The organism is Streptomyces sp. KR80 (genome assembly GCF_052245555.1).
Classification (GTDB): Bacteria; Actinomycetota; Actinomycetes; order Streptomycetales; family Streptomycetaceae; genus Streptomyces.
Genome location: NZ_JBQQCD010000001.1, coordinates 649256 through 671321 on the forward strand (window position 1 = coordinate 649256; position 22066 = coordinate 671321).

A 22066-nucleotide genomic window follows, 5' to 3' on the forward strand; every position below is an offset into this window, starting at 1 on the left:
CCTGCGACGCCTAGGGCGCCCAACGCCCCGGCCGGTATCGCCCGGCGGACGGCCGCCGCGGCCACAACCCTCTGGGAGGGGAAGCGTGCGCGAACCGTGGGGACCCACGCTGGGCACGGCACCCGCCGCACGGCACAACGCCCAGCGGCGCGAGCCGCTGGGCGACAGGTACGACGAAGGCCCGGTCTCAGGCAGATATGCCGTCGATCCGGGCCATCGCGTCGTCCGCGCCGTACGGCTGCAGGTATGGCAGCCAGCGCGGATCCCTATGGCCCGTGCCGATGATCCGCCACGCCAGCCCCGACGGCGGAGCGGGTTGGTGCCGCAGCCGCCAGCCCAGCTCGGCGACGTGCCGGTCGGCCTTGGCGTGGTTGCAGCGGCGGCAGGCGGCGACCACGTTTTCCCAGGCATGCTTGCCGCCGCGGCTGCGCGGAATGACGTGATCGACGCTGGTTGCGACGCCACCGCAGTACGCGCACCGGCCGCCGTCTCGGGCGAACAGGGCACGGCGGGTGAGCGGAACAGGGCCCCGAAAGGGGACCCGCACGAAGCGCTTGAGCCGGACGACGCTGGGTGCGGGGATGACGCGGGTCGCGCTGTGCATGAGGGCGCCGGAATCCTCGAGGCTGATCGCCTTGTCGTTGAGCACGAGGATGAGCGCACGGCGGAGCGGTACGACGCCGAGCGGCTCGTACGACGCGTTGAGGACCAGGACATGCGGCACGGATGCCTCCTTGTACGCCGGCGGCGCGTGGCTTGCGCCGGGACGATCGGTCTCAGTCTCTCCTCATGCCTGGTCGTGGCGCCACCACGTCCGGGTAACGCATCAGGAGTGTTTTCGACCACACCCTGTTTTCTCCCCTCTTCCGACCGGGCTCTCCCTCGATCGGGGACGCCGGACCACCCGATGTGCCCGGTTAGTGTGGGTGGTCGTCACACACGGAGGTTCTCGCTGTGTCCTGGTCCCTCACGGGCGGCACGTACCACGGCGCGCCCGCGCTCGAAACGGCTCAGGAGGATGCGTCCCAGGCCGCCGGCTGGGTGGAGCAGAACTGGTCCATCTGGCTCAGCGCAGGCCTGCGCATCCTGCTGATCCTGGTGATCGCGCTGGTGCTGCGATCGGTCGTCCGCCGGGCGATCACCAAGTTGATAACGCGAATGAACCGCACCGCCCAGGCCGTTGACGGCACCGCCCTGGGCGGGCTGCTGGTGAACGTCGAGCGCCGCCGCCAGCGCTCAGAGGCGATCGGGTCCGTGCTCCGCAGCGTCACGTCCTTTGTGATCCTCGGCACAGCGGCCCTGACCGTGCTGTCGGTCCTGAACATCAATCTGGCGCCGCTGCTCGCCAGCGCGGGGGTCGCGGGCGTAGCCCTCGGCTTCGGCGCGCGCAACCTGGTGACCGACTTCCTGTCCGGCGTCTTCATGATCCTCGAGGACCAGTACGGGGTCGGCGACACGATCGACGCGGGGGTCGCCTCGGGCGAGGTGATCGAGGTCGGGCTGCGGGTGACCAAGCTGCGCGGCGACGAGGGCGAGGTCTGGTACGTCCGCAACGGCGAGGTGAAGCGGATCGGCAACAAGAGCCAGGGCTGGGCGACCGCCGCCGTCGACGTGCAGATCCGCTACGACGAGGACCTGGACAAGGCCCGCGCGACCATCCGGGAGGCCGGCGAGCGGATGGCCAAGGAGGAGCCGTGGAACGAGCGGCTCTGGGGCCCGGTCGAGGTGCCGGGCCTGGACTCGGTGACACTCGACACGATGGTGATCCGCACACAGGCCAAGACCATGCCGGGGAAGGCGCTGGGTGTGGAGCGCGAGCTGCGCTGGCGGATCAAGCAGGCCTTCGACGCCGCGGGCATCCGGATCGTGGGCGGACTGCCGCTGGAGCCCGCCGTCGAGGCTGTGCCCGACCCCACGGCGGGTGTGGCCGCCCCCTCGGCGCTGGCGAGGGACACCTCGCCGCAGGCGCAGAACGCCTCGCCGATCCCCCCGCCCCAGCAGTCCGGCGGCACGAACCTCTCGAAGTAAGCGCCTTCTTCGGCGTGCCCGGTGGCTCCCTTCGCGAACCGGAGGGTGCCGCCCGGCATTTTCCTGGGTAACGCTTTTGTTGCCGCCTGCCTCCAAGGCATTGACGCTGCTCCGGCGCCCGTCTTACCTTGACACTCGCCAATAGGAAACTTTCCTAACAGTGAGAGGCGGGGCGCATGGCCGGGACTCCGGGAACCCCTCGGGTGCTGCGGGCGATGAACGACCGCACCGCCCTCGATCTACTGCTCGAGCACGGCCCACTCTCCCGGACCCGGATCGGCAACCTCACCGGCCTGTCCAAGCCGACCGCCTCGCAGCTGCTGGCCCGGCTCGAATCGGCCGGCCTGGTGATCGTCACCGGGACCAGCGAGGGACGGCCGGGGCCCAGTGCCCAGCTGTACGCCGTGAACCCGGCCGCCGCGTACGTCGCCGGGCTCGACGTCACCCCCCAGCGCATCCTCGCGGCCGTCGCCGACATCACCGGCCGGACCGTCGGTTCGTACGATCTGCGCACCCCGGGGCGCCAAGCCACGGGCGCCGTGCGCCAGGTGGTCGACGCTCTGGAGGGCGCGGTCAAGGCGGCCGGGCTGACGCTCCCGCTGCCCGCGGCGGGCGGAGCCCCGGACCTGCACCGGGTCGTCATCGGAACCCCCGGAGCCTTCGACCCGAGCACCGGCCGGCTCCGCTACGCCAGCCACCTGCCGGGCTGGCACTCCCCCACCCTGCTCGACGAACTCGCCGCGGCGCTGCCCATGCCGCTGGAGTACGACAACGACGTGAACCTCGCCGCCGTGGCGGAGCAGCGGCTCGGTGCGGCCCGCGACCATGACGACTTCGTGCTGCTCTGGAACGAGGAGGGCGTCGGCGCCGCGATCGTCATCGGCGGGCGGCTCCACCGAGGGCGGACCGGCGGGGCCGGCGAAGTCGGCTTCATGCCCGTGCCCGGCACCCCGCTCGTACGGCAGGTCGCCAAGGCGAACAGCGGCGGCTTCCAGGAGCTCGCGGGGGCACAGGCCGTCGGCGCGATGGCCCGTGAGCTCGGCCTCGACGTGCCGAGCGGGCCGCACTCGGAGGTCGCCGCGGCGATCCTCGCACGAGCGGTGGAGAGCCCGGACGACGAGCGCCTGCGGGAGTTGCTGCGGCGCTTCGCGACCGGGCTGGCCACCGGGCTCGCCTCGATGGTCGCGGTGCTCGACCCCGAACTCATCGTCCTCTCCGGCGGAGTGATCGCCGCCGGCGGGGAGACCCTGCGCGAGCTGGTCCAGGCCGAACTGGCCGAACTGGCCGCACCCCGCCCGCGGCTCCTGCTCGGCGCCGTGACCGAACACCCCGTGCTCTGCGGCGCTTTGCAGAGCGCTCTGGCCACCACACGCGACGAGGTGTTCGACACCTCGCGCTGACGCCGCCGGCACCCCCGCACCTGCCTGCTGTTCCACGCCCTCTGTTCCACGCCTTCCGTCCCACGACCCTGCACCGGGAGACACCGTCATGTCCGGACGACGTACCACCGCCGCGGCCCTCGCCGCGACCGCCGCCCTGTCCCTCGTCACCGCCTGTACGGGCTCGTCCGGGACCGGCGCGACCGACGATCCCAACGCCGAGACCACGATCAACTTCTGGCACGGCTGGAGCGCTCCCAGCGAGGTCAAGGCGATCGAGGAGAACGTCGCGCGCTTCGAGAAGGCCCACCCGAACATCAAGGTGAAGGTCACCTCGAACGTCACGGACGACAAGATCAACCAGGCGCTGCGGGCCGGCGGCGACAACGCCCCCGACGCCATCTCCTCCTTCACCACCGACAGCGTCGGCAAGTTCTGCACGTCCGGCGCCCTCGTCGACCTCAAGCCCTTCCTGGCGAAGTCGAAGATCGACCCGGCGAAGGTGTTCCCGGAGGCGCTGCAGGAGTACACGCAGTTCGAGGGCAATCAGTGCACGCTGCCGCTGCTCAACGACGCCTACGGCCTCTACTACAACAAGGACGCGTATCAGAAGGCCGGCATCAAGAGCCCGCCGAAGACCTGGAGCGAGTTCGAGCAGGTCGCGGTCAAGCTGACGAAGACCAAGGGGGACTCGTACGAGCAACTCGGCTTCATGCCGACCTTCCACGGCTACGAGACCACCCCCGGCCACTACGTCGCCCAGTGGAGCCCGGAGTACTTCGACAAGAACGGCAAGTCCAACATCGCCAAGGACCCCGCCTTCGCGAAGATGTTCACCTTCCAGAAGGGTCTGATCGACAAGCTGGGCGGCTTCACGAAGCTGGAGAAATACCGCAACACCTTCGGTGACGAATGGGGCGCCAAGCACCCGTTCCACACCGGACAGGTCGCCATGCAGCTCGACGGCGAGTGGCGGCTGGGCATGGCCAAGGACGCGGGCGCGAAGTTCGACATCGGCACCGCTCCGCTGCCCGTCCCGGACGACCAGGCGGCCGACTACGGCAAGGGCTACCTGTCCGGCACGATCATGGGCATCGCCTCCACCAGCCGGAAGCAGAACGCCGCGTGGGAGCTGGTGAAGTACATGACCACGGACACCGCCGCGGTCGTGGCGTTCTCCAACTCCATCCACAACGTGCCGTCCACGCTCGAGGCGCTGAAGTCCCCGAAGCTGGAGATCGAGCCGGAGTTCAAGACCTTCATCGAGATCGCCCAGCACCCGAAGTCGAACACCAGCCCCGCGCAGGCCGACGGCGGTGCCTACCAGGTCACGCTGCAGGACTTCGGCTACGCCTACGAGAGCGGCAAGCAGAAGGATCTGAAGGCCGGTCTGGAGACGACGGCGGGGCAGATCGACACGGACATCGCGAAGGCGAAGTAGACCGCCGATGACCACGCACACCCTGCAGGCCCAGGGCACCACGCGTGCCCGGGCCGCGCAGCGCAGGAAACGCAGAAAAGCAGCGCTGACCACCGCGGCCTTCATGTCGCCCTGGCTGATCGGCTTCAGCGTTTTCTTCGCCTACCCGCTGATCTCCACCGTCTATTTCTCGTTCATGCGGTACGACGGCTTCCGGCCGCCGGCCTTCAACGGCCTGGACAACTGGGGATACGTCTTCGGCGACTACCGGCTGTTCTGGCCCGCCCTGCAGAACACCCTGTGGCTGGTCCTCGTCATGGTCACCTGCCGGGTCGTCTTCGGACTCGGCGTCGGGCTGCTGATCACCAAGATCAAGACAGCCGCAGGGGTCTTCCGGACCCTGTTCTACCTGCCCTATCTGGCCCCGCCGGTGGCCGCGACGCTGGCCTTCGTCTTCCTCCTCAACCCCGGCACCGGACCGGTCAACTCGATCCTCGGGGAGGTCGGCCTGCCGACCCCAGGCTGGTTCACCGACGCCGCCTGGTCCAAGCCCGCGCTCACCGCGCTGGCGCTGTGGGGCGTCGGCGACCTGATGGTGATCTTCATGGCCTCGCTGCTCGACGTGCCGAAGGAGCAGTACGAGGCCGCCGAGCTGGACGGGGCGTCCGCCTGGCAGCGGTTCCGGTACGTGACGCTGCCGAACATCTCCCCCATCGTGATGTTCGCCGTGGTCACGGGCGTGATCCAGACGATGCAGTACTACACGCAGCCGTTGGTGGCGGGAAAGGTCGCCTCGGGCATCATCGGCGGCTCTGGCCAGCAGTTCGAGCCCGGCTACCCCGACAAGTCCACGCTGACCCTCCCCCAGCTCGTCTACAACCTCGGCTTCCAGCGCTTCGACTACGGCTCGGCCTGTGTGATCGCGCTCGTGCTGTTCGCTCTCGCCATGGCCTTCACCGCGCTGCTGATGCGCCGCCGCGGCGGACTCGTCCAGGCAGGTGACTGACCGTCATGACCCAAGTTCTGACCCCGCCCACGACACCGGCCGCCCCCTCGGCCGTACCGGCCGCGCGCACCGCCCGGCGCACCGCCCTGCTCCACTGGATAGCGGTGCACTCGCTCGGGGTCGCCGCCGCGCTGTTCTTCGTGCTGCCGTTCGTCTTCGTCTTCCTGACCTCGGTGATGAGCGACCAGCAGGCACTGACCCGCGACCTGTGGCCGCACACCTGGGAATGGGACAACTACGCCCAGGTGTGGCACACGCCGGGCTTCCTCACCTGGTGGCGCAACACCCTGCTGTACGCGGGCCTGGGCACCGCCTTGACGGTGCTCTCGTCGATCCCCGTCGCCTACGCGCTCGCCAAGTTCCGCTTCCGGGGCCGCAATCTGTCCCTGATGCTGGTCATCTCGATGATGATGCTGCCGCCGCAGGTCGTCATCATCCCGATGTACCTGTTCTGGGCGAAGGAGCTCGGACTCGCCGGGACACTGTGGCCGCTGATCATTCCCATGGCGTTCGGCGACGCGTTCTCCATCTTCCTGCTGCGGCAGTTTCTGCTGACCATTCCGAACGAATACCTGGACTCGGCGAGGGTCGACGGCTGCGGGGAATTCCGCACGCTGGTCAGGGTCGTGCTGCCGATGGCCAAGCCGGGTATCGCGGCCGTGGCGCTGTTCCAGTTCTTCTACGCCTGGAACGACTACTTCGGCCCGCAGATCTACGCATCCGAGAACAAGGCCGCCTGGACACTCAGTTACGGCCTGGAGTCCTTCAAGGGGGCGCATCACACCGACTGGAATCTGACGATGGCCGCGACCGTTCTGGTCCTGGCACCCGTCATCGTCGTCTTCTTCTTCGCCCAGAAGGCATTCGTCGAGGGCGTCACGCTCACCGGAGTGAAGGGCTAGTCACCTCATGCTGCAGTCCATCGGGGGCGGGCCCCCGAATCCCCGGCCGCAAAAGATCGCGGTCGTGGGTGGCGGTTCGACCTATACACCGGAGCTGATCGACGGATTCGCGCGGCTCCGCGAGACGCTCCCGATCGCCGAACTGGTCCTCGTCGACCCGGCCGAGGACCGGCTGGAGCTGGTCGGCGGCCTCGCCCGGCGCATCTTCGCCAAGCAGGGCCACAGCGGCCGGATCGTCACCACCCCCGACCTGGACGCGGGCGTCGCCGGTGCCGATGCCGTGCTCCTGCAGCTGCGCGTCGGCGGGCAGGCGGCCCGCGACCAGGACGAGACCTGGCCGCTGCAGTGCGGCTGCGTCGGGCAGGAGACGACCGGCGCGGGCGGTCTCGCCAAGGCGCTGCGCACGGTCCCTGTCGTCCTCGACATCGCCGAACGGGTACGCCGTAGCAACCCGGACGCCTGGATCATCGACTTCACCAATCCCGTGGGGATCGTCACCCGGGCCCTGCTCCAGGCCGGCCACAGGGCCGTCGGACTGTGCAATGTCGCGATCGGCTTCCAGCGGAGGTTCGCGAAGCTGCTGGACGTGTCTCCCGAGGCCGTGCACCTCGACCACGTCGGACTGAACCACCTCACCTGGGAGCGCGGGGTGCGCCTCGGCGGCCCCGAGGGCGAGGACCTGCTGCCGGGGCTCCTCGCCGAGCACGGCGACGCCATCGCCGACGACCTGCAGCTGCCGCGTTCCGTCCTCGACCGGCTGGGTGTCGTGCCCTCGTACTACCTGCGCTACTTCTACGCGCACGACGAAGTCGTGGCGGAGCAGCGGACCAAGCCGTCCCGTGCCGCCGAGGTCGCGGAGATGGAGAAGCAGCTGCTGGCGATGTACGGCGACCCGGCGCTCGACGAGAAGCCTGCCCTGCTCGCCCGGCGCGGCGGCGCGTTCTACTCCGAGGCCGCGGTCGCCCTCGCCGCCTCCCTCCTCGGCGGTGGCCCCGGCGACGGCCTCAACATCCACGTGGTGAACACCTTCAACCAGGGAACGTTGCCGTTCCTCCCGGACGACGCGGTGATCGAGGTTCCGGCCCGGATCACCGCGGCCGGGGCGGAGCCCTTGCCGGTCGCGGAGCTCGACCCGCTCTACGCCGGGCTCATCTCGCATGTCGCCGCCTACGAGGACCTGGCCCTCGAAGCGGCCCTGCGCGGGGGCCGCGAGCGGGTCTTCCGCACCCTGCTCGCCCATCCCCTCATCGGCCAGTACGCGGACGCGGACACCCTGACCGACCTGCTGATCACGCACAACCGGGAGCACCTCGCGTGGGCCTGACCAACCCCCTCGTGTCCCACGGCGTCCTCGCCATCGACGCGGGCAACAGCAAGACCGACGTGGCACTGATCGGCCCCGACGGGAGAGTCCTCGGCACCGCCCGCGGCGGGGGGTTCAATCCGCCCGCGGTGGGGGTCGATGCCGCGGTGGACACCCTCGCGGAGGCCGTCGCAGTGGCCGTCACGGCTGCCGGACTCGACCATGACGCGTCACTGCCGTACGCCGAGGACGTGTCGGCCTGTCTGGCCAACGCCGATCTTCCGGTCGAGGAGCGGGAGTTGCGGGAGGCCGTGCACGCGCGCGGGTGGGGCCGTACGACGCACGTCGCCAACGACACCTTCGCCATCCTCCGAGCCGGCGTGGACGAGCCGCGCGGCGTCGCCGTGGTCTGCGGAGCGGGCATCAACTGCGTCGGCATGCTGCCCGATGGCCGTACCGCGCGCTTCCCCGCCATCGGGCGGATCTCCGGCGACTGGGGCGGCGGCGGCGCACTCGCCGAGGAGGCGCTGTGGTTCGCCGCCCGCGCGGAGGACGGCCGTGGCGAGCCGACGGCTCTCGCCCGGACCCTGCCCGCCCACTTCGGCCTGCCCACCATGTACGCGCTGATCGAAGCGCTGCACCGAAGGCGCGTACCGGGGGCGCGCAAGCACGAACTCACGCCGGTGCTCTTCGCGACGGCGTCGTCGGGCGACGCGGTCGCCCGGGCGATCGTGCACCGGCAGGCGGAGGAGGTGGTCGCCATGGCGACCGTCGCACTGACCCACCTCGACCTGCTCGACGAGGAGACTCCGGTTCTGCTCGGGGGCAGCGTCCTCGCCGCACGCCACCCGCTGCTGCACGACCGGATCACCGAACTGCTGGCGGAGCGCGCCCCGAAGGCCGATCCGCGCGTGGTCACCGCCCGGCCCGTGCTCGGCGCAGCGCTCCTCGGGCTGGACCACACGGGCGCCCCACCCCGCGCCGCCCGGCGGCTTCGCGCCCACTACGCGCAGCCGGAGTTCCAGGGCCCGCCGGACTAGCCCCCCCGGCGACGATACGGAACCGAACGGATACGGTACGCGTCCTCCTCGTCGGGGTCCTGGCCGGGCGAGCAGCCCGGGGCTCCGGGACGAGCGGCCGGCACCGCGGGCGATGACCAGGGCGTTCGATCGCGATCAGCACAAGATCCAGTCAATCCGGTGTGGACTCCGGTCACCGTGGCCATACTTCTGGCGGTGTACCTGTCCTCCGCCGCACCGGGCGACAGGCCACTGTGAGCGACCGAGGGGGGAGGTCCCGTGACGCACACGCTGCCCGGCGGGGCTCCCTCGGCGGCCCCGGAGCGACGCACTGCCTGGGCCGAAGGGGTAGACCGGCTGCGGGCGAGCGCGACGACGGAGCCCGGCAGGCTGCGGATCATCGGAGCCGTACTGGCAGCGCTGGTCCTCGCGTTCGGTGCGGTGACGGCATGGCAGATGGCGGACCGGGCGGCCGCAGCCGACGCGGTGGCGGACCGGAGCCAACCACTCAGCGCCGACGCCGCCAGCGTCTACCGTTCGCTGGCCGACGCCGACACCAGCGCCGCCGCGGGTTTCCTGGCGGGCGGCCAGTGGCCGCGCACGGTCCGGGAGCGGTACGAGCGGGACATCGCCACCGCGTCCGCACTGCTGGTGAAGGCGGCGCGAAGCAGCGAGGGCTCGCCGTCCGCCCGCCCGCAGATCGCGCGGCTCAATGAGCAACTTCCGGTCTACACCGGCCTGATCGAGCAGGCGCGGGCCAACAACCGCCAGGGCCTGCCGCTCGGCGGCGCGTATCTGCGGTACGCCAACGACCGGATGCGCGGCGAGCTGCTGCCCGCGGCCGGCGCGCTGTACGAGGCGGAGACCGCCCGGCTGACGTCGGACTACCACAACGCCGAGTCCCGGCCCTGGCTCGCCCTCGGCACGGGTGTCGTCACCCTGGGCGCCCTCGTGTGGGCCCAGCGCCGCAGCTATCGCCACACGAACCGGGTGTTCAACCGCGGCCTGCTCGCGGCGACCGCGGCGTCGACGGTCCTCCTGCTGTGGCTGGTGGCGGCCCATGTCGTGGCGCGATCGGGCCTGGAGACGTCGTACGAGCACGGGGCGGTGTCGCTGAACGTCCTCAACGAGGCGCGGATCGGCTCGCTGCAGGCCCGTGCGGACGAGAGCCTGACGCTCGTGGCGCGCGGCGCGGTGCTCACCGACGAGGGTGAGGACTTCTACGAGGAGGGCTATCGCCGGCGGATGGCGCGACTCGTCGGCGACACCTCAGGCACGGACGACTCGGGCACCGCCGAAGCGGGCTCCCCATTGCGGACCGCGGCGGATCTGGCCGACGACGCCGAGGGACGCGAGCCGGTCCGTAAGGCCGTGGCGGCGGTGCTCGAGTGGCGCAGCCGCCACGACGACGCCCGGACCACCGACCAGAGCGGCGACTACGAGGGCGCGCTGAGCAAGGTGATCGGGGAGCTGGGGTCCCGCATGGCGATGGGCCAATCCCCGTCCGGACGGAGTCCGGGAGACAAGAACACGACGGGCGAATCCTTCGACACGGTGGACGCGAGCCTGGCGAAGGCCCTGGCGCACGAGCAGCGGGAGTTCAGGCGGGCGGCGGACGACGGGCGGAGCGCGTTCGGCGGACTGCCGGCGGGCGCCGCCGCACTGGCCCTGCTGGGCGCGACGGGCGCCCTGCTCGGGGTGGGCCGCAGGCTGTCGGAGTATCGGTGAGGGGAGGCGGAGGCGCAGTGCTGCGCATGCGGGTGAGGGCGGGGGCAAGGCCGCGGGGCCGCGGTGGGCACCCTCGCCTCCCCGAAGGGCGGCGAGCAGGCCGCGTCGCGGTGGCGGGCGTGGTCTGCGCGCTCACGGTCGTCCTGCTGCCCCCGGCGCAGTCCGGGGCGAGCACGGCCGGCGGCGGCCCGGGCCCGTCCGCCGCCCCGGACGCCGGCCGGGTGCCTGAGCAGCCCCAGGGCGAGTCCCGACGGCCGGTGACCGTACCCGGGCAGCCGGGGGGCGCCACCGCTGAGTGCGAGGATCCGGAGGCGAGCCTGCGGCCCTCCGACGTCTCCGGTCCTGCCGTCCGGCGCATCAAGGACCGCGCGTACCTGATCGCCGGCGTCGACCAGAACAGCTTCCGCTGGGGCTACCGGAACCCGGCGACCGGTGACCTCGCCGGCTTCGACATCGATCTGGTGCGGGCCATCGCGCAGGACATCCTGGGCCCCGGCGGCAAGGTGGTGTTCCGGACCATCCCGACCAACCAGCGGATCCCGGCCCTGCAACAGCGCAAGGTCGACATCGTCGTGCGCACCATGACCGTCAACTGCGACCGCATCAAGCGCGTCGCCTTCTCCACGGCCTACTTCCAGGCCGGTCAGCAGGTCCTGGTCCCGCAGGGGTCGTCCGTCACCGGGTACAACAGCACACTGCACGGGAAGCGGGTCTGCACGGCGGATGGTTCGACGGGGGAGGCTGAACTGCGGCAGGCGTCGCACGGCGCGCGGGTGACGACCGTGCCGAACCAACTCGACTGCCTGGTAAGACTGCAGCTGGGCGAGGTCGACGCGGTGGTCACGGACAACGCGCTGGCGGCCGGGCAGGCGGCGCAGGACCCGTCGGTGCGCCTGGTCGGCGAGCCGTTCACCCGGGAGCCGTACGGCGTGGCGATGCACCGTGCGGACGAGGACCTGGTACGCCGGGTGAACCGAGTTCTGGAGGACTACCGCAGGGGCGGGGACGACAGCCTTTGGACGCAGGCGTACGAGAAGTGGCTCGCAGCCGACCTGAAAGGCATCAGCGGTCCGCCCGAGCCGAAGTACACCAGCGACTGACCTGGGGGCACCCCCAGGGATAGTTGGGGCGGCACGAACGATGGGACCAGCGGGAGCAGGACGACAACAGGCCGAGCAGCACGAACAGCACGAGCACAGGAGAGGTGATCGATGGGGGGCCCGGCACCCTTCCCCAGTTCCGCGGGGAGACCCCACGGTCCGGTCATGGACCGGGAGGAGGTGGACCGCGCGCTGGCCAGACTCGGCGCCGAACACGAGGCGATCGAGACCTCGCTGCTGGCGCTCCAGGACCACGCGGGCCGCCGACTCCTCGAGGGCGCGGAGCTCACCGGCACGACCAAGGCGCGCTGGGCCGCGACCGAGGAGCTCATCACCGTCCTGTGGGGGCACTTCGACGCGTACAGCGCCGCTCTCCAGGACGCCCGCGCGCTCCGCGCGCAACGCCGCTGGCCGACCCGTGACGAGCTCGTCGAGCTGACCGACATGCTGCGCGGCTCCGGCATCACCCTCCCCGGCGGCACGGCCGCCGCGTCGACCGACTCGTACGACCCCACCGGCTCCGAGCCCTCCGCCACGCCCGGCGGACCGGCCCGGGTCAGTGAGCAGGTGAGCATGGAGCAGCTGGTCGAGCGGATGAACCGGTGGTACGCACAGGCCCTTGACGTGGTCGTCGCGGCCGACGCCGTATGGTCCGCCCTGCCCGCCCGCATCGACCTGCTCTCCGAAGAGCTGCAGCGCACCCGCTCCCTCGCCCACTCCGTCGGGGTACGGCCGGGCGAGCACCCCGCGGGCGACGACCTGGAGCGGATCACCGCCGAACTGCGGGCGCTGCGCAGCGAGGTGGTCTCCGACCCGCTGGGCTTCTGGCGTCCGGCGGCGTCGGGGAGTTCGGCCCCCGGCGGCGGCCGGCCGGACACCTCGCGCTACGACCGTGCGGCCCGCGCTCTGGAGGACGTGCGCCGCGAGATCGAGGCGGTGCTCACCGTACGGCAGGACGCCGAGCGGCGGCTGGTGCATCTGCGGGACGTGCTGTCCCGGGCGGACCGCACCCTGACCGAGGCCCGCGAGGCGCGCGGCGAAGTCCTCGCGAAGATCGCCGCCTCCGAGGTGCCCGCGGTCAGCGGCCCGCCGACGGCCCTGCACGAACAGCTGGCAGCGGCGGCCGACTACCGCAGGCGCGCCCAGTGGCACCGGCTGTCCCCACTGCTGGACCGCCTGGAGGAGCGGGCCGAGGAGGAGCTGATCCGGGCCCGGGAGTCGCTGACCGCGGTGACCGCGCCGCTGGCCGTACGGGCCGAACTGCGCGGCCGACTCGACGCGTACCGGGCGAAGGTGGCCCGGTACGGGTTGGCCGAGGACCCGCTGCTGATCGAGCGCTACGACGCGGCCCGCCGGATGCTGTGGAGTGCGCCGTGCGATCTGCGCGCGGCCGAGCAGGCGGTGCTGCGCTACCAGCAGGCGGCCGCGGAGGCACTGACACCGCGGCCGTCGGGGAGGCACGAGGCCGAGGGCCGCGCGCGTGAGGGGGACGGATGAGCGCGAGCACCTGCCATCGGCGCGGCTGTCCCGGGTCGTACGAGGACGTCGGTGGCGGCGAGTTGTACTGCGACACCTGTGGGATGGCGCCCGCGGTGTCGCCGGACGGACTGGTGGGCTCGTTGTCGACCGGTGTGACCGACAGCCGGCGCCGGGCCGGCTCCCTGGGCTTCTCGTCGCAGCTCAGCACGAGGTCGGTGTCGGGGTCCTCGTCTGCCGGGTCCGCCGGCTCCTCGCGGTCCTTCCCGTCCCGCCGTTCGGTGTCGGGGCGGCTGTCGCGGTCGCTGTCACGCCGGGGCCGGGCGTCCGTGCGGTCGGTGTCGGTGCGCAGCTCCGGTTCCGCCACGGGCGGTTCGGGTCGCAACCGACTGGGCGCGGGGCTGGTGACCGTACCGGAGGTGCCCCGCCCGGATCCGCGGACGGCGGTCCTGCCGAACCCCGAAGTGCTCGAGCGGAAGCGATTCTGCAGCCGGGGCGACTGCGGGGCTCCGGTGGGCCGGGCGCGCGGTGACCGACCCGGCCGCACCGAGGGCTTCTGCACCAAGTGCGGACACCCGTACTCCTTCGTGCCCAAACTGCGGCCCGGTGACATCGTCCACGGGCAGTACGAGGTGGCGGGCTGTCTCGCGCACGGCGGCCTCGGCTGGATCTATCTCGCCGTGGACCGGGCGGTGTCCGACCGCTGGGTCGTGCTCAAGGGCCTGCTGGACACGGGCGACGAGGATGCGCTCGCCGCCGCGGTCTCCGAGCGGCGCTTCCTCGCCGAGATCGAGCACTCCAACATCGTCCGGATCTACAACTTCGTGGAACACCTCGACCGGCGCACGGGCAGCCTCGACGGCTACATCGTGATGGAGTACGTCGGCGGGAAATCCCTCAAGGACATCGCCAACGAGCGGCGGGACACAGCCGGACGGCGCGACCCGCTGCCGGTGGAACAGGCGTGCGCGTACGGGCTTGAGTCGCTGGAGGCGCTCGGCCACCTCCACAGCCGGAACCTGCTGTACTGCGACTTCAAGGTCGACAACGCCATCCAGCAGCAGGACCGGCTCAAGCTCATCGACCTGGGCGCCGTCCGCAGGATGGACGACGACGAGAGCGCGATCTACGGCACCGTCGGCTATCAGGCACCGGAGATCGCCGAGCTCGGCCCATCGGTCGCCTCGGACCTCTACACGGTGGCCCGCACGCTCGCCGTGCTGACCTTCGACTTCCACGGCTACACGAACGTCTTCGCGGACAGCCTGCCCGACCCCGACAGCATCGACGTCTTCCGCCGCTACGAGTCCTTCTATCGCCTCCTGGTCCGGGCCACGGACCCCGATCCGGCGCGGCGGTTCGCGTCGGCGGAGGAGATGGCGGAGCAGCTGATGGGCGTGCTGCGGGAGGTCGTGGCCCTCCGGACCGGCCGCCCGCGGCCCGCGCTGTCCACCCTCTTCGGCCCCGAACTCCGCGTCAGGGACACCCAGTTGTTCGCCGACGCCTCGGGGGCGGTCTCGGCGCTCGGCCTGCGGCCGGCCGCGCCCCGCGGCCGGCTCAGCCGCCGGGAGGCCGTATCGGCCGACGCTGCCTCGGGCCGCTCCGGCGTTGCAGCAGCCCCCGAGCGGCTGCCCGCGGACCCTGCCGGGCCCGACGAGAACGGACCGCACGGGGCCGCGGCCGCGGTGGCCACCGAAGGTGACGATCCCGAGCCGGGCGCCACGGACGGCGGTGGCGGCACGGACACCGGTGGCGGCACGGACGGCAGTGGCGGGACCCCCCTCCGTCTCGCCCCGCTCGACAGTCGGGCGACCGCACTCGCGCTGCCCGTACCGCGGGTCGATCCCGGTGACCCGAACGCCGGGTTCCTCGCGGGGCTGCTGGCCTCCGGGCCCACGGAGCTGATCGCCGCGCTCGGCCATGCACCCGCCGACTCCGTGGAACTGCGGCTGCGCGAGGTCCGGTCCCGCCTGGAGCTCGGCGAACTCGGGCCTGCGGCCGAGGCGTTGGTGGATCTGGAAGCAGGGCACCCCGACGACTGGCGGGTGATCTGGACCCGCGGAGTCGCCTCGCTCGTGGCGGGCGATCGCGAGACCGCGGCGCTGTCGTTCGACGCGGTCTACGACGCCTTCCCCGGCGAGCCCGCCCCGAAGCTCGCCCTGGCGTTCTGCGCCGAGGTGCTGGGCCAACTCGACAACGCCGCGGAGTACTACCGGCTCGTCTGGACCACCGACCCCGGCTATGTCAGCGCCGCCTTCGGGCTGGCGCGGGTGCGACTGGCCGCGGGTGACCGTACGGGCGCGGTGCGGGCGTTGGAGTCCGTGCCGGAGGCGTCGATCCACTACACGGCGGCCCGGGTCGCGGCCGTACGCGCCCGGCTGCGGCAGCGCTCACCCCGGGACTCGCTGCTCGACGACCTCGGCGCCGCGGCCCGGGAGGTGGAGCGGCTCGCGGACTTCGGGCTGGACCCGGTGCGCCACGAGCAGTTGTCCACGGAGGTGCTGGGCTGTGCCCTGGACTGGGTGATCTCGGGGAGGCACGGCGCCCCTCCCGAGACCGACGGCCGGTCGGACCAGCACGCGCTGCTGGGCAGCAGCCTGGACGAGCGGGGGCTGCGCTTCGGCCTGGAACGCTCGTACCGCGTTCTCGCACGGCTGGCACAGCGCGGCGAGGAGAGGATCGAACTGGTGGAGCGGGCCAACCGCTTCCGCCCCAGGACGTGGGTGTGAGTATGTCGCAGATGCCGCAGGTCCCGCAGTCGCCACAGCTGTCCACCTGCCCGAGCTGCAAAGAACCGCTGGAGCCGGGCGACAACTTCTGCGGCGCGTGCGGGGCCGCCCTGTCGGTCGCGGCCGCCGTGCCGCCTCCACTGCCCGGCACCCGTCTGCCGGATGAATCCGGGGGTGCCGCAGCCGCCGTCCCTCCGATGCCCCAACAGCCGCCCATAACAGGCCTGTCCGAGTCGATGGTTCCGCCCGACCGCGCCTGCGCATCGCACACCCCCACCCTTCCGGACACCCCCGCGCCCACGTCGCCCATGGCGGGCCCCGTGCCTCCCCCGCCCGTGGTCGCTGCGTCCGCCGCGCAAGGCGCGGACGGCTCGCCCGTACCGTCGGAGCCGTACGCTCCGCAGTGGCCGGCGCCCGCGTCGGATCACCACGCGGCCGCCCAGGAAGCGCACCGCCCCGACGACTTGGCGACCCACGACGCGGATGACTCCGCTCCGGCTTCTCCCGGGGCGCATGCCACAGGAGAAGGCGCAGCCGCGGCCTCCGCCTCCACGGCCGGGCGCGAGTTCGCCGAGAGCGACGACCAACCCCTGGCCGCCACCGCGTGGGAGGCGAGCGGAGCCGCACCGGAGGCGGTCGCCGCTCAGGCGCCCGCCGACCCGCGCCGGGCCATGGCGTACGGCGCGCAGGCCGCGGCACCGGCGGCCCCCGCCGGCCCGACCGTCACCGACACCCCGGGCGGTTCGGCGGACTCCCGCGCCCGCGCCCGTTGCGTCGCCTGCCGCACCGGGCTGATCGACTCCGACGGCTACTGCCAGAACTGCGGCCACGCCCAGCCCCGCCAGCGGGATCACATCGAGCTGCAGCTCGACGGCGTCGCGGCGGTCACCGACCGCGGTCTGCGGCATCACCGCAACGAGGACGCCTTCGCCGTGTCCACCACGTCCCTGCCGGACGGCTCTCCGGCCGTCGTCGCCATCGTCTGCGACGGAGTGTCCTCGGCGACCCGGCCCGACGAGGCCTCCGAGGCGGCCTCGACGGCCGCGAACGCCTCGCTCCTGACCGCCCTGGCCCAGGGCGTCACTCCCCGGCAGGCCATGCACGACGCGATCCTCGCCGCCGCTCAGGCCGTCGATTCCCTCGCGGACTCCGGCGACCGGGCACCGGAGCAGGACCCGCAGCCTCACCACCAGAACGCCCCCGCCTGCACCATCGTGGCCGCGGTCGTGGCCGCGGGCATCCTCACGGTCGGCTGGATCGGGGACAGCCGCGCGTACTGGGTGCCGGACGACCGTACGGCGCCGGCCGCGCGGCTGACGGAGGACGACTCGTGGGCTGCCCAGATGGTGGCCGCGGGCCTGATGTCGGAGGAAGAGGCGTACGCCGACGAACGAGCGCACGCCATCACCGGCTGGCTCGGCGCGGATGCCTACGACATCGAGCCGCACACCGGGTCCTTCGAACCCGACCGGCCCGGGGTCGTCGTGGTCTGCACGGACGGCCTGTGGAACTACGCCGAGGCCGCCGAGGAGATGGCCGGGGCCGTGCCGGGCGACGCCCGCTGCCGGCCGATGCACGGCGCACAGTCCCTGGTGGGTTATGCGCTCGACGGCGGTGGCCACGACAACGTAACAGTGGCGGTCGTGCCGTTCTCCGCAGCCGCTCCCGGGGCAGGATCGGCCTGAGACGCCGAAGAACAGGTCAACCCGGTCGGCAACCGCCCATCGCCATGCGCCTGGCGGCCCTTGCCGTCATAGGGGGACCCGGCATCGGCACGAGGACGCCACGATCACGTACGGGGGGAGCAGCGCCCGGATACCCGCCCGCCCCTTTTGCCCTCCCCTCAGCTCACGGAACGTCAAGGAGCGGATCAGATGGCCACCTTCTCCAAGCCGCAGGTGCCCCGGTTCTCCGTCGAGGTGTACCAGAACGAGCACCTCCCCGAGGGCGGCCGCGAAGTGAACGCCATCGTCACGGTCACCGCCACCGCCGTCCTGGTCGCGGACCTCTCGCTGCGGATCTGGACCCCTGTGGGAGCGACGCCGGTCCTCGTGACGCAGGTGGGGCCGACCATCGAGGATCTGACCGGCCGGCGCTCCGAGGCGGGACCGCGCACCGGGGACTATCCCACCGGCTCGTGGGGCGTCGAGTCGCGCGACTACCACATACGCGTACGGGTGCCGGCTGCGGACGTGGGCGACGAGATGCTCGCCGCGCGGGTTTCGCTGATCACTCCGACGCCGGAGGGCGATGCTCCCGAGGCACTGTCGCAGGGCCTGGTTCGGGCGGTGTGGACCGACGACTTGGCCGCCGCCACCTCGATCAACCCCCAGGTCGCGCACTACACCGGCCAGGCCGAACTCGCCCAGGTCATCCAACAAGGGCTGGATGCCCGTAAGTCGGGCGACCGGGATGTTGCCACCGCGAAACTGGGCCGGGCCGTGCAGTTGGCGAGCTGCTCGGGTAACGAGGAAACTGCGAAACTGCTTGCGAAGGTGGTGGACGTGGTTAACACGGCGACGGGTACTGTGCGACTGAAGGCTAAGGTCGCGGATGCCGACGAGATGACTCTCGAAACGCGCTCGACCAAGACGGTTCGCGTCACGAAGCAATCGACACGTCGTCGCTGAGCAACGAACGACGGTCCGGAGAGGCCGCGGCGAGAGGGGGAAGGACGACATGCCGACCTGCCCGAACGGACACCAGTCGGGTTCGGCTGACTGGTGCGAGGTCTGTGGACACCCGATAGCCGGAGCCTCTGCCGGTGCCGTTCCGCCCCCGCCACCGCCGCCCCCGTTTCCGGGTGGACCGGGGGCCCCGGCCCAGGCGCCCGGAGGCTACGGGTACCCGGGCCCCAACCAGCCGCCCGGCCACGGAGGGCTCCCTGGCCCTCCCGGCCTCTACGATCCGAACGCCAGCGCCCAGGCGGAGCTGTGCCCGCAGTGCCGTACGCCGCGCGAGGCCCAGGCGCCGTTCTGCGAGCAGTGCCGGTACAACTTCCTGATGCACTCCCCGACCTCGGTCCCACCACACGCCCAAGCCTCCCCGCCATCGTCGGGTGTCCCGTTGCCGCCCGGCTTCCAGCAGTCGCAGCAGCCACCGCAGCCGCAGCAGCAATCCCCGCAGGCTCCGCAGCCCCCTCAGGGGTACGACTACCAGGGCTCGCGCCCGTCCCAGATGAACCGCCCGGCGGAGCCACTCGCTCCGCAGCAGCCCGGTCCTGCGCACCAGCCTCCCCAGGGGATTCCGCCTCAGGGATTTCCGCAGTCCCCTCCCGCCCCCTCCTTCGGAGGAGGTCAGGACGACTGGAACGTGGCGCCACCGGCACAGCAGCACCAGCACCAGCACCAGCACCAGCACAAGCACCAGGCTCAAGCACCCCATGTGCCTCATCAGCCCCAAAGCCAGCAGCACCAGCAACCACCGCCGCAGCAGCACGCTCAGACCCCGGCGGGGTGGGTCGCGGTCGTCGCCCCGGACCGTACGTACTTCCAGGCGATGATGGGCCGCAGCGGACCGGAGGCCGCGGGCCTGAACCTCCCGGCGTACTCCCCGGAGCAGCAGCACCCGCTCACCGGTGGCCAGGTGACCATCGGACGCCGGCGCAACAGCACCGGTGAGTCCCCGGACATCGACCTTTCCCGCCCGCCGGAGGACCCAGGGGTTTCCCACCAGCACGCGATGCTCGTCCAGCAGCCCGACGGCATCTGGTGCGTGGTCGACCAGAACTCCACCAACGGCACGACGATCAACGGAGGCGAGGACCCGATCCAGCCGTTCGTTCCGATCCCGCTGCAGGACGGTGACCGCGTCCACGTCGGCGCCTGGACCACGATCACCGTCCGGCGGGGCTAAGCCCCTGTCCGGCCGAGAGCCGGGCGGACCCGCATCGTCGCCGGGCAGCCGGGGCGGGTCCTACGCCCCCGGGGCGCTTCCAGCGGTAGCTGAGGGACTCGGCCGGTGCGTCTGAGACCATGGGGGACGTGACTGAGATTCCACGGGGCACGCTGCAGGAGCAGACCTTCTACGAGCTGATCGGCGGGGAGCCGACCTTCCGCAAGCTGGTGCACCGCTTCTACCAAGGGGTTGCGGAGGACCCGCTGCTGCGGCCGATGTACCCGGAGGAGGATCTCGGACCGGCCGAGGAGCGGCTGACGCTCTTCCTCATCCAGTACTGGGGCGGGCCGCGTACCTACAGCGACAACCGCGGGCACCCGCGGCTGCGGATGCGGCACGCGCCGTTCCCGGTGAACCGGGCGGCCCACGACGCGTGGCTGCGCCACATGCGGGCAGCGGTGGACGAGCTCGACCTGCAACCGGAGCTCGAGAAGCAGCTCTGGGACTACCTCACCTACGCCGCCGCTTCCATGATCAATACGGCGGAGTGACGGGCGGGGCCCCCACCCGGCGGGCGCTGTCCCGCCTGCTGTCAGGATGGGCGCGTGCACGACCCAGCAGCTCCCGATTCCGCGGCTCCCGACCGGGCGTCCCACCTCGGCCCGGCGGCCCTCGATCCGGCGGTCCTCAGCCCACCGGCTCTCGACAGGCCGGTCCTCGACCCGGTCCTCGACCCGGCGGATGAGGCCTTCGCCCGCGACCCGTATCCGCACTACGCCGCGCTGCGCTCCGAGGGACCCGCGACCCGCGTCGAGCTGGCCAACGGTACGCACGCCTGGCTGGTCACCGGCTATGCGCAAACGCGCGCGGTGCTCTCCGACCCGCGCTTCTCGAACGTGCCGCCGCAGAGCGCGGGCCGCCCCAAGGCCGACTCCCCTGCGCAGCGCGCCAGGGCCTGCCTCGCCCGCCACATGCTCAACTCCGACGCCCCCGACCACACCCGGCTGCGCCGGCTGACCGCCGCCGCCTTCACCCCGCGCCGGGTCGATGCGCTCCGGCCGCGGATCGAGAAGCTGACGGCCGGACTCGTACAGGACCTGGCGGCGCGGCTGGAGCGGGACGGCTCGGCGGATCTGGTCGACGCCTTCGCGTTCCCGCTGCCGGTGCTGGTCATCGGTGAGGTTCTGGGGGTGCCGGAGTCGGACCGCGGCGATCTGCGGGAGTGGACGTACCGGGTCGGTTCCCCGGCCGACGCGCTGGAAGAGGGCGAGGTCGACGAGGCCTGGACGCGGCTGTACGGCTACTTCACCGCCCTGATCGCCGACAAGCGGCGGGCGCCCGGCGAGGACCTCTTCAGCGCACTCGTGCACGACGCGACCGAAGGCGGCCTGGACGACGGCGAGTTGCTCGCCATGGCCTTCCTGCTGCTCTTCGCGGGCTACGAGACGACGATGAACCTGCTGGCCTCGGCAGTGCTGCTGTTGCTCACCCACCCGGAGGAGCTGGCCGCGGCGGAGCGGGACCCTTCCCGCTGGCCGGCGGTGGTGGAGGAGGCACTGCGGCATGCGAGCCCGCTGGAAGGCACGACCTGGCGGCGTACGACGGAGGATGTGGACCTGGGCGCGGGCACGGTCGTACCGGCGGGTGCGTCGGTCCTCGCGGTGCTCGCCGCGGCCAATCGCGACCCGTGCCACTTCGCCGAGCCGGACGCCTTCCGGCCGGGCCGCTACGCCCCCGAGGGGCCCGGCGACCGGGCGGCCTCACCCTCGCACCGGCGGGCCGCGGCCCATGTCGCCTTCGGCCACGGCCCGCACTTCTGCGTGGGCTCCCGGCTGGCGCGCCTGGAGGCCGAGATCGCCCTGCCGATGCTGTTCGCCGCCCTCCCCGGCCTCCGGCTGGCGGCGCGCCCGGAGGAACTCCCCTACCGTCCCGGCCTGTTGGTCCGCGGCCCCCGGCGCCTACCGATCCGGGTGACGGAGTCACCCGGGCAGGGATGACGCCCCCTGCCGGACTGACTCTCGCCGCGCGGAACGCCGGTGGAGCCGTACCGGACCCAGCGCGCAGGCCGCGAGGCGTCCGACCGGTACGTCCGACCACCGCGGTCGGACCCTACGACGTCGCAGGTCCATGATCACGATC

General features: G+C 72.0%; 16 protein-coding genes and 1 pseudogene. 16 read left to right on the forward strand and 1 reads right to left on the reverse strand.

Annotation, left to right across the window (positions count from 1 at the left end; translation table 11 throughout):
- Positions 1 to 187 precede the first annotated feature (187 nt).
- Positions 188 to 724, reverse strand: a complete 537-nt coding sequence (locus tag ACTWQI_RS02890) for an HNH endonuclease (protein ID WP_443267049.1) — start codon at positions 722 to 724, stop codon at positions 188 to 190.
- Between the two features lie 230 nt (positions 725 to 954).
- Between ACTWQI_RS02890 and ACTWQI_RS02895 the strand changes: the two genes are divergently transcribed.
- From ACTWQI_RS02895 to ACTWQI_RS02970, 16 genes and pseudogenes are all read left to right on the forward strand, one after another.
- A complete protein-coding gene (locus ACTWQI_RS02895) occupies positions 955 to 2028 on the forward strand; it encodes a mechanosensitive ion channel family protein (protein ID WP_443267051.1) in 1074 nt (357 codons plus the stop codon).
- A gap of 176 nt (positions 2029 to 2204) precedes the next feature.
- Complete coding sequence (locus tag ACTWQI_RS02900) at positions 2205 to 3428, forward strand: ROK family transcriptional regulator (RefSeq protein WP_443267053.1); 1224 nt, start codon at positions 2205 to 2207, stop codon at positions 3426 to 3428.
- A gap of 88 nt (positions 3429 to 3516) precedes the next feature.
- The gene (locus ACTWQI_RS02905; protein ID WP_443267055.1) at positions 3517 to 4848 is read left to right on the forward strand and encodes an ABC transporter substrate-binding protein; all 1332 of its coding nucleotides are present in this window, start codon (positions 3517 to 3519) and stop codon (positions 4846 to 4848) included.
- Positions 4849 to 4855: 7 nt separating this feature from the next.
- Positions 4856 to 5833, forward strand: coding sequence for a carbohydrate ABC transporter permease (locus ACTWQI_RS02910; RefSeq protein ID WP_443267057.1), 978 nt, complete (start codon positions 4856 to 4858; stop codon positions 5831 to 5833).
- 5 nt (positions 5834 to 5838) lie between these two features.
- On the forward strand, positions 5839 to 6735 hold the full coding sequence (locus ACTWQI_RS02915; RefSeq protein ID WP_443267059.1) for a carbohydrate ABC transporter permease: 897 nt from the start codon (positions 5839 to 5841) through the stop codon (positions 6733 to 6735).
- Positions 6736 to 6742: 7 nt separating this feature from the next.
- On the forward strand, positions 6743 to 8059 hold the full coding sequence (locus ACTWQI_RS02920; protein ID WP_443267061.1) for a 6-phospho-beta-glucosidase: 1317 nt from the start codon (positions 6743 to 6745) through the stop codon (positions 8057 to 8059).
- On the forward strand, positions 8050 to 9078 hold the full coding sequence (locus ACTWQI_RS02925) for an N-acetylglucosamine kinase (protein ID WP_443267063.1): 1029 nt from the start codon (positions 8050 to 8052) through the stop codon (positions 9076 to 9078). Before ACTWQI_RS02920 ends, ACTWQI_RS02925 begins: the two co-directional genes overlap by 10 nt.
- A 258-nt stretch (positions 9079 to 9336) precedes the next feature.
- Positions 9337 to 10785 (forward strand): hypothetical protein, encoded by a 1449-nt coding sequence (locus ACTWQI_RS02930; protein WP_443267065.1) that lies wholly within the window; start codon positions 9337 to 9339, stop codon positions 10783 to 10785.
- Between the two features lie 26 nt (positions 10786 to 10811).
- Complete coding sequence (locus ACTWQI_RS02935) at positions 10812 to 11885, forward strand: glutamate ABC transporter substrate-binding protein (RefSeq protein WP_443267184.1); 1074 nt, start codon at positions 10812 to 10814, stop codon at positions 11883 to 11885.
- Positions 11886 to 11996: 111 nt separating this feature from the next.
- Positions 11997 to 13382, forward strand: coding sequence for a hypothetical protein (locus tag ACTWQI_RS02940; RefSeq protein ID WP_443267067.1), 1386 nt, complete (start codon positions 11997 to 11999; stop codon positions 13380 to 13382).
- Positions 13379 to 16090, forward strand: a complete 2712-nt coding sequence (locus ACTWQI_RS02945; RefSeq protein ID WP_443267068.1) for a tetratricopeptide repeat protein — start codon at positions 13379 to 13381, stop codon at positions 16088 to 16090. Before ACTWQI_RS02940 ends, ACTWQI_RS02945 begins: the two co-directional genes overlap by 4 nt.
- A 2-nt stretch (positions 16091 to 16092) precedes the next feature.
- Positions 16093 to 17775 carry a protein phosphatase 2C domain-containing protein gene (locus tag ACTWQI_RS02950; RefSeq protein ID WP_443267186.1) on the forward strand — a complete coding sequence of 561 codons (1683 nt, stop codon included), beginning with the start codon at positions 16093 to 16095 and terminating at the stop codon, positions 17773 to 17775.
- Positions 17776 to 18087: 312 nt separating this feature from the next.
- Positions 18088 to 18720 (forward strand): annotated as a pseudogene (locus tag ACTWQI_RS02955) (hypothetical protein); the annotation flags it as partial.
- 49 nt (positions 18721 to 18769) lie between these two features.
- Complete coding sequence (locus ACTWQI_RS02960) at positions 18770 to 19945, forward strand: FHA domain-containing protein (RefSeq protein WP_443267069.1); 1176 nt, start codon at positions 18770 to 18772, stop codon at positions 19943 to 19945.
- Between the two features lie 128 nt (positions 19946 to 20073).
- Positions 20074 to 20478, forward strand: a complete 405-nt coding sequence (locus ACTWQI_RS02965) for a globin (protein ID WP_443267071.1) — start codon at positions 20074 to 20076, stop codon at positions 20476 to 20478.
- Positions 20479 to 20532: 54 nt separating this feature from the next.
- Positions 20533 to 21924, forward strand: a complete 1392-nt coding sequence (locus ACTWQI_RS02970; protein WP_443267073.1) for a cytochrome P450 family protein — start codon at positions 20533 to 20535, stop codon at positions 21922 to 21924.
- The last annotated feature ends 142 nt before the right edge of the window (positions 21925 to 22066 follow it).

Coding starts and splice junctions, on each gene's coding strand:
- ACTWQI_RS02945 (WP_443267068.1), top strand. CDS start 13,379: ATGAGCGCGAGCACCTGCCATCGGCGCGGCTGTCCCGGGTCGTACGAG.
- ACTWQI_RS02940 (WP_443267067.1), top strand. CDS start 11,997: ATGGGGGGCCCGGCACCCTTCCCCAGTTCCGCGGGGAGACCCCACGGT.
- ACTWQI_RS02915 (WP_443267059.1), top strand. CDS start 5,839: ATGACCCAAGTTCTGACCCCGCCCACGACACCGGCCGCCCCCTCGGCC.
- ACTWQI_RS02905 (WP_443267055.1), top strand. CDS start 3,517: ATGTCCGGACGACGTACCACCGCCGCGGCCCTCGCCGCGACCGCCGCC.
- ACTWQI_RS02935 (WP_443267184.1), top strand. CDS start 10,812: ATGCGGGTGAGGGCGGGGGCAAGGCCGCGGGGCCGCGGTGGGCACCCT.
- ACTWQI_RS02960 (WP_443267069.1), top strand. CDS start 18,770: ATGCCGACCTGCCCGAACGGACACCAGTCGGGTTCGGCTGACTGGTGC.
- ACTWQI_RS02910 (WP_443267057.1), top strand. CDS start 4,856: ATGACCACGCACACCCTGCAGGCCCAGGGCACCACGCGTGCCCGGGCC.
- ACTWQI_RS02950 (WP_443267186.1), top strand. CDS start 16,093: ATGTCGCAGATGCCGCAGGTCCCGCAGTCGCCACAGCTGTCCACCTGC.
- ACTWQI_RS02920 (WP_443267061.1), top strand. CDS start 6,743: ATGCTGCAGTCCATCGGGGGCGGGCCCCCGAATCCCCGGCCGCAAAAG.
- ACTWQI_RS02900 (WP_443267053.1), top strand. CDS start 2,205: ATGGCCGGGACTCCGGGAACCCCTCGGGTGCTGCGGGCGATGAACGAC.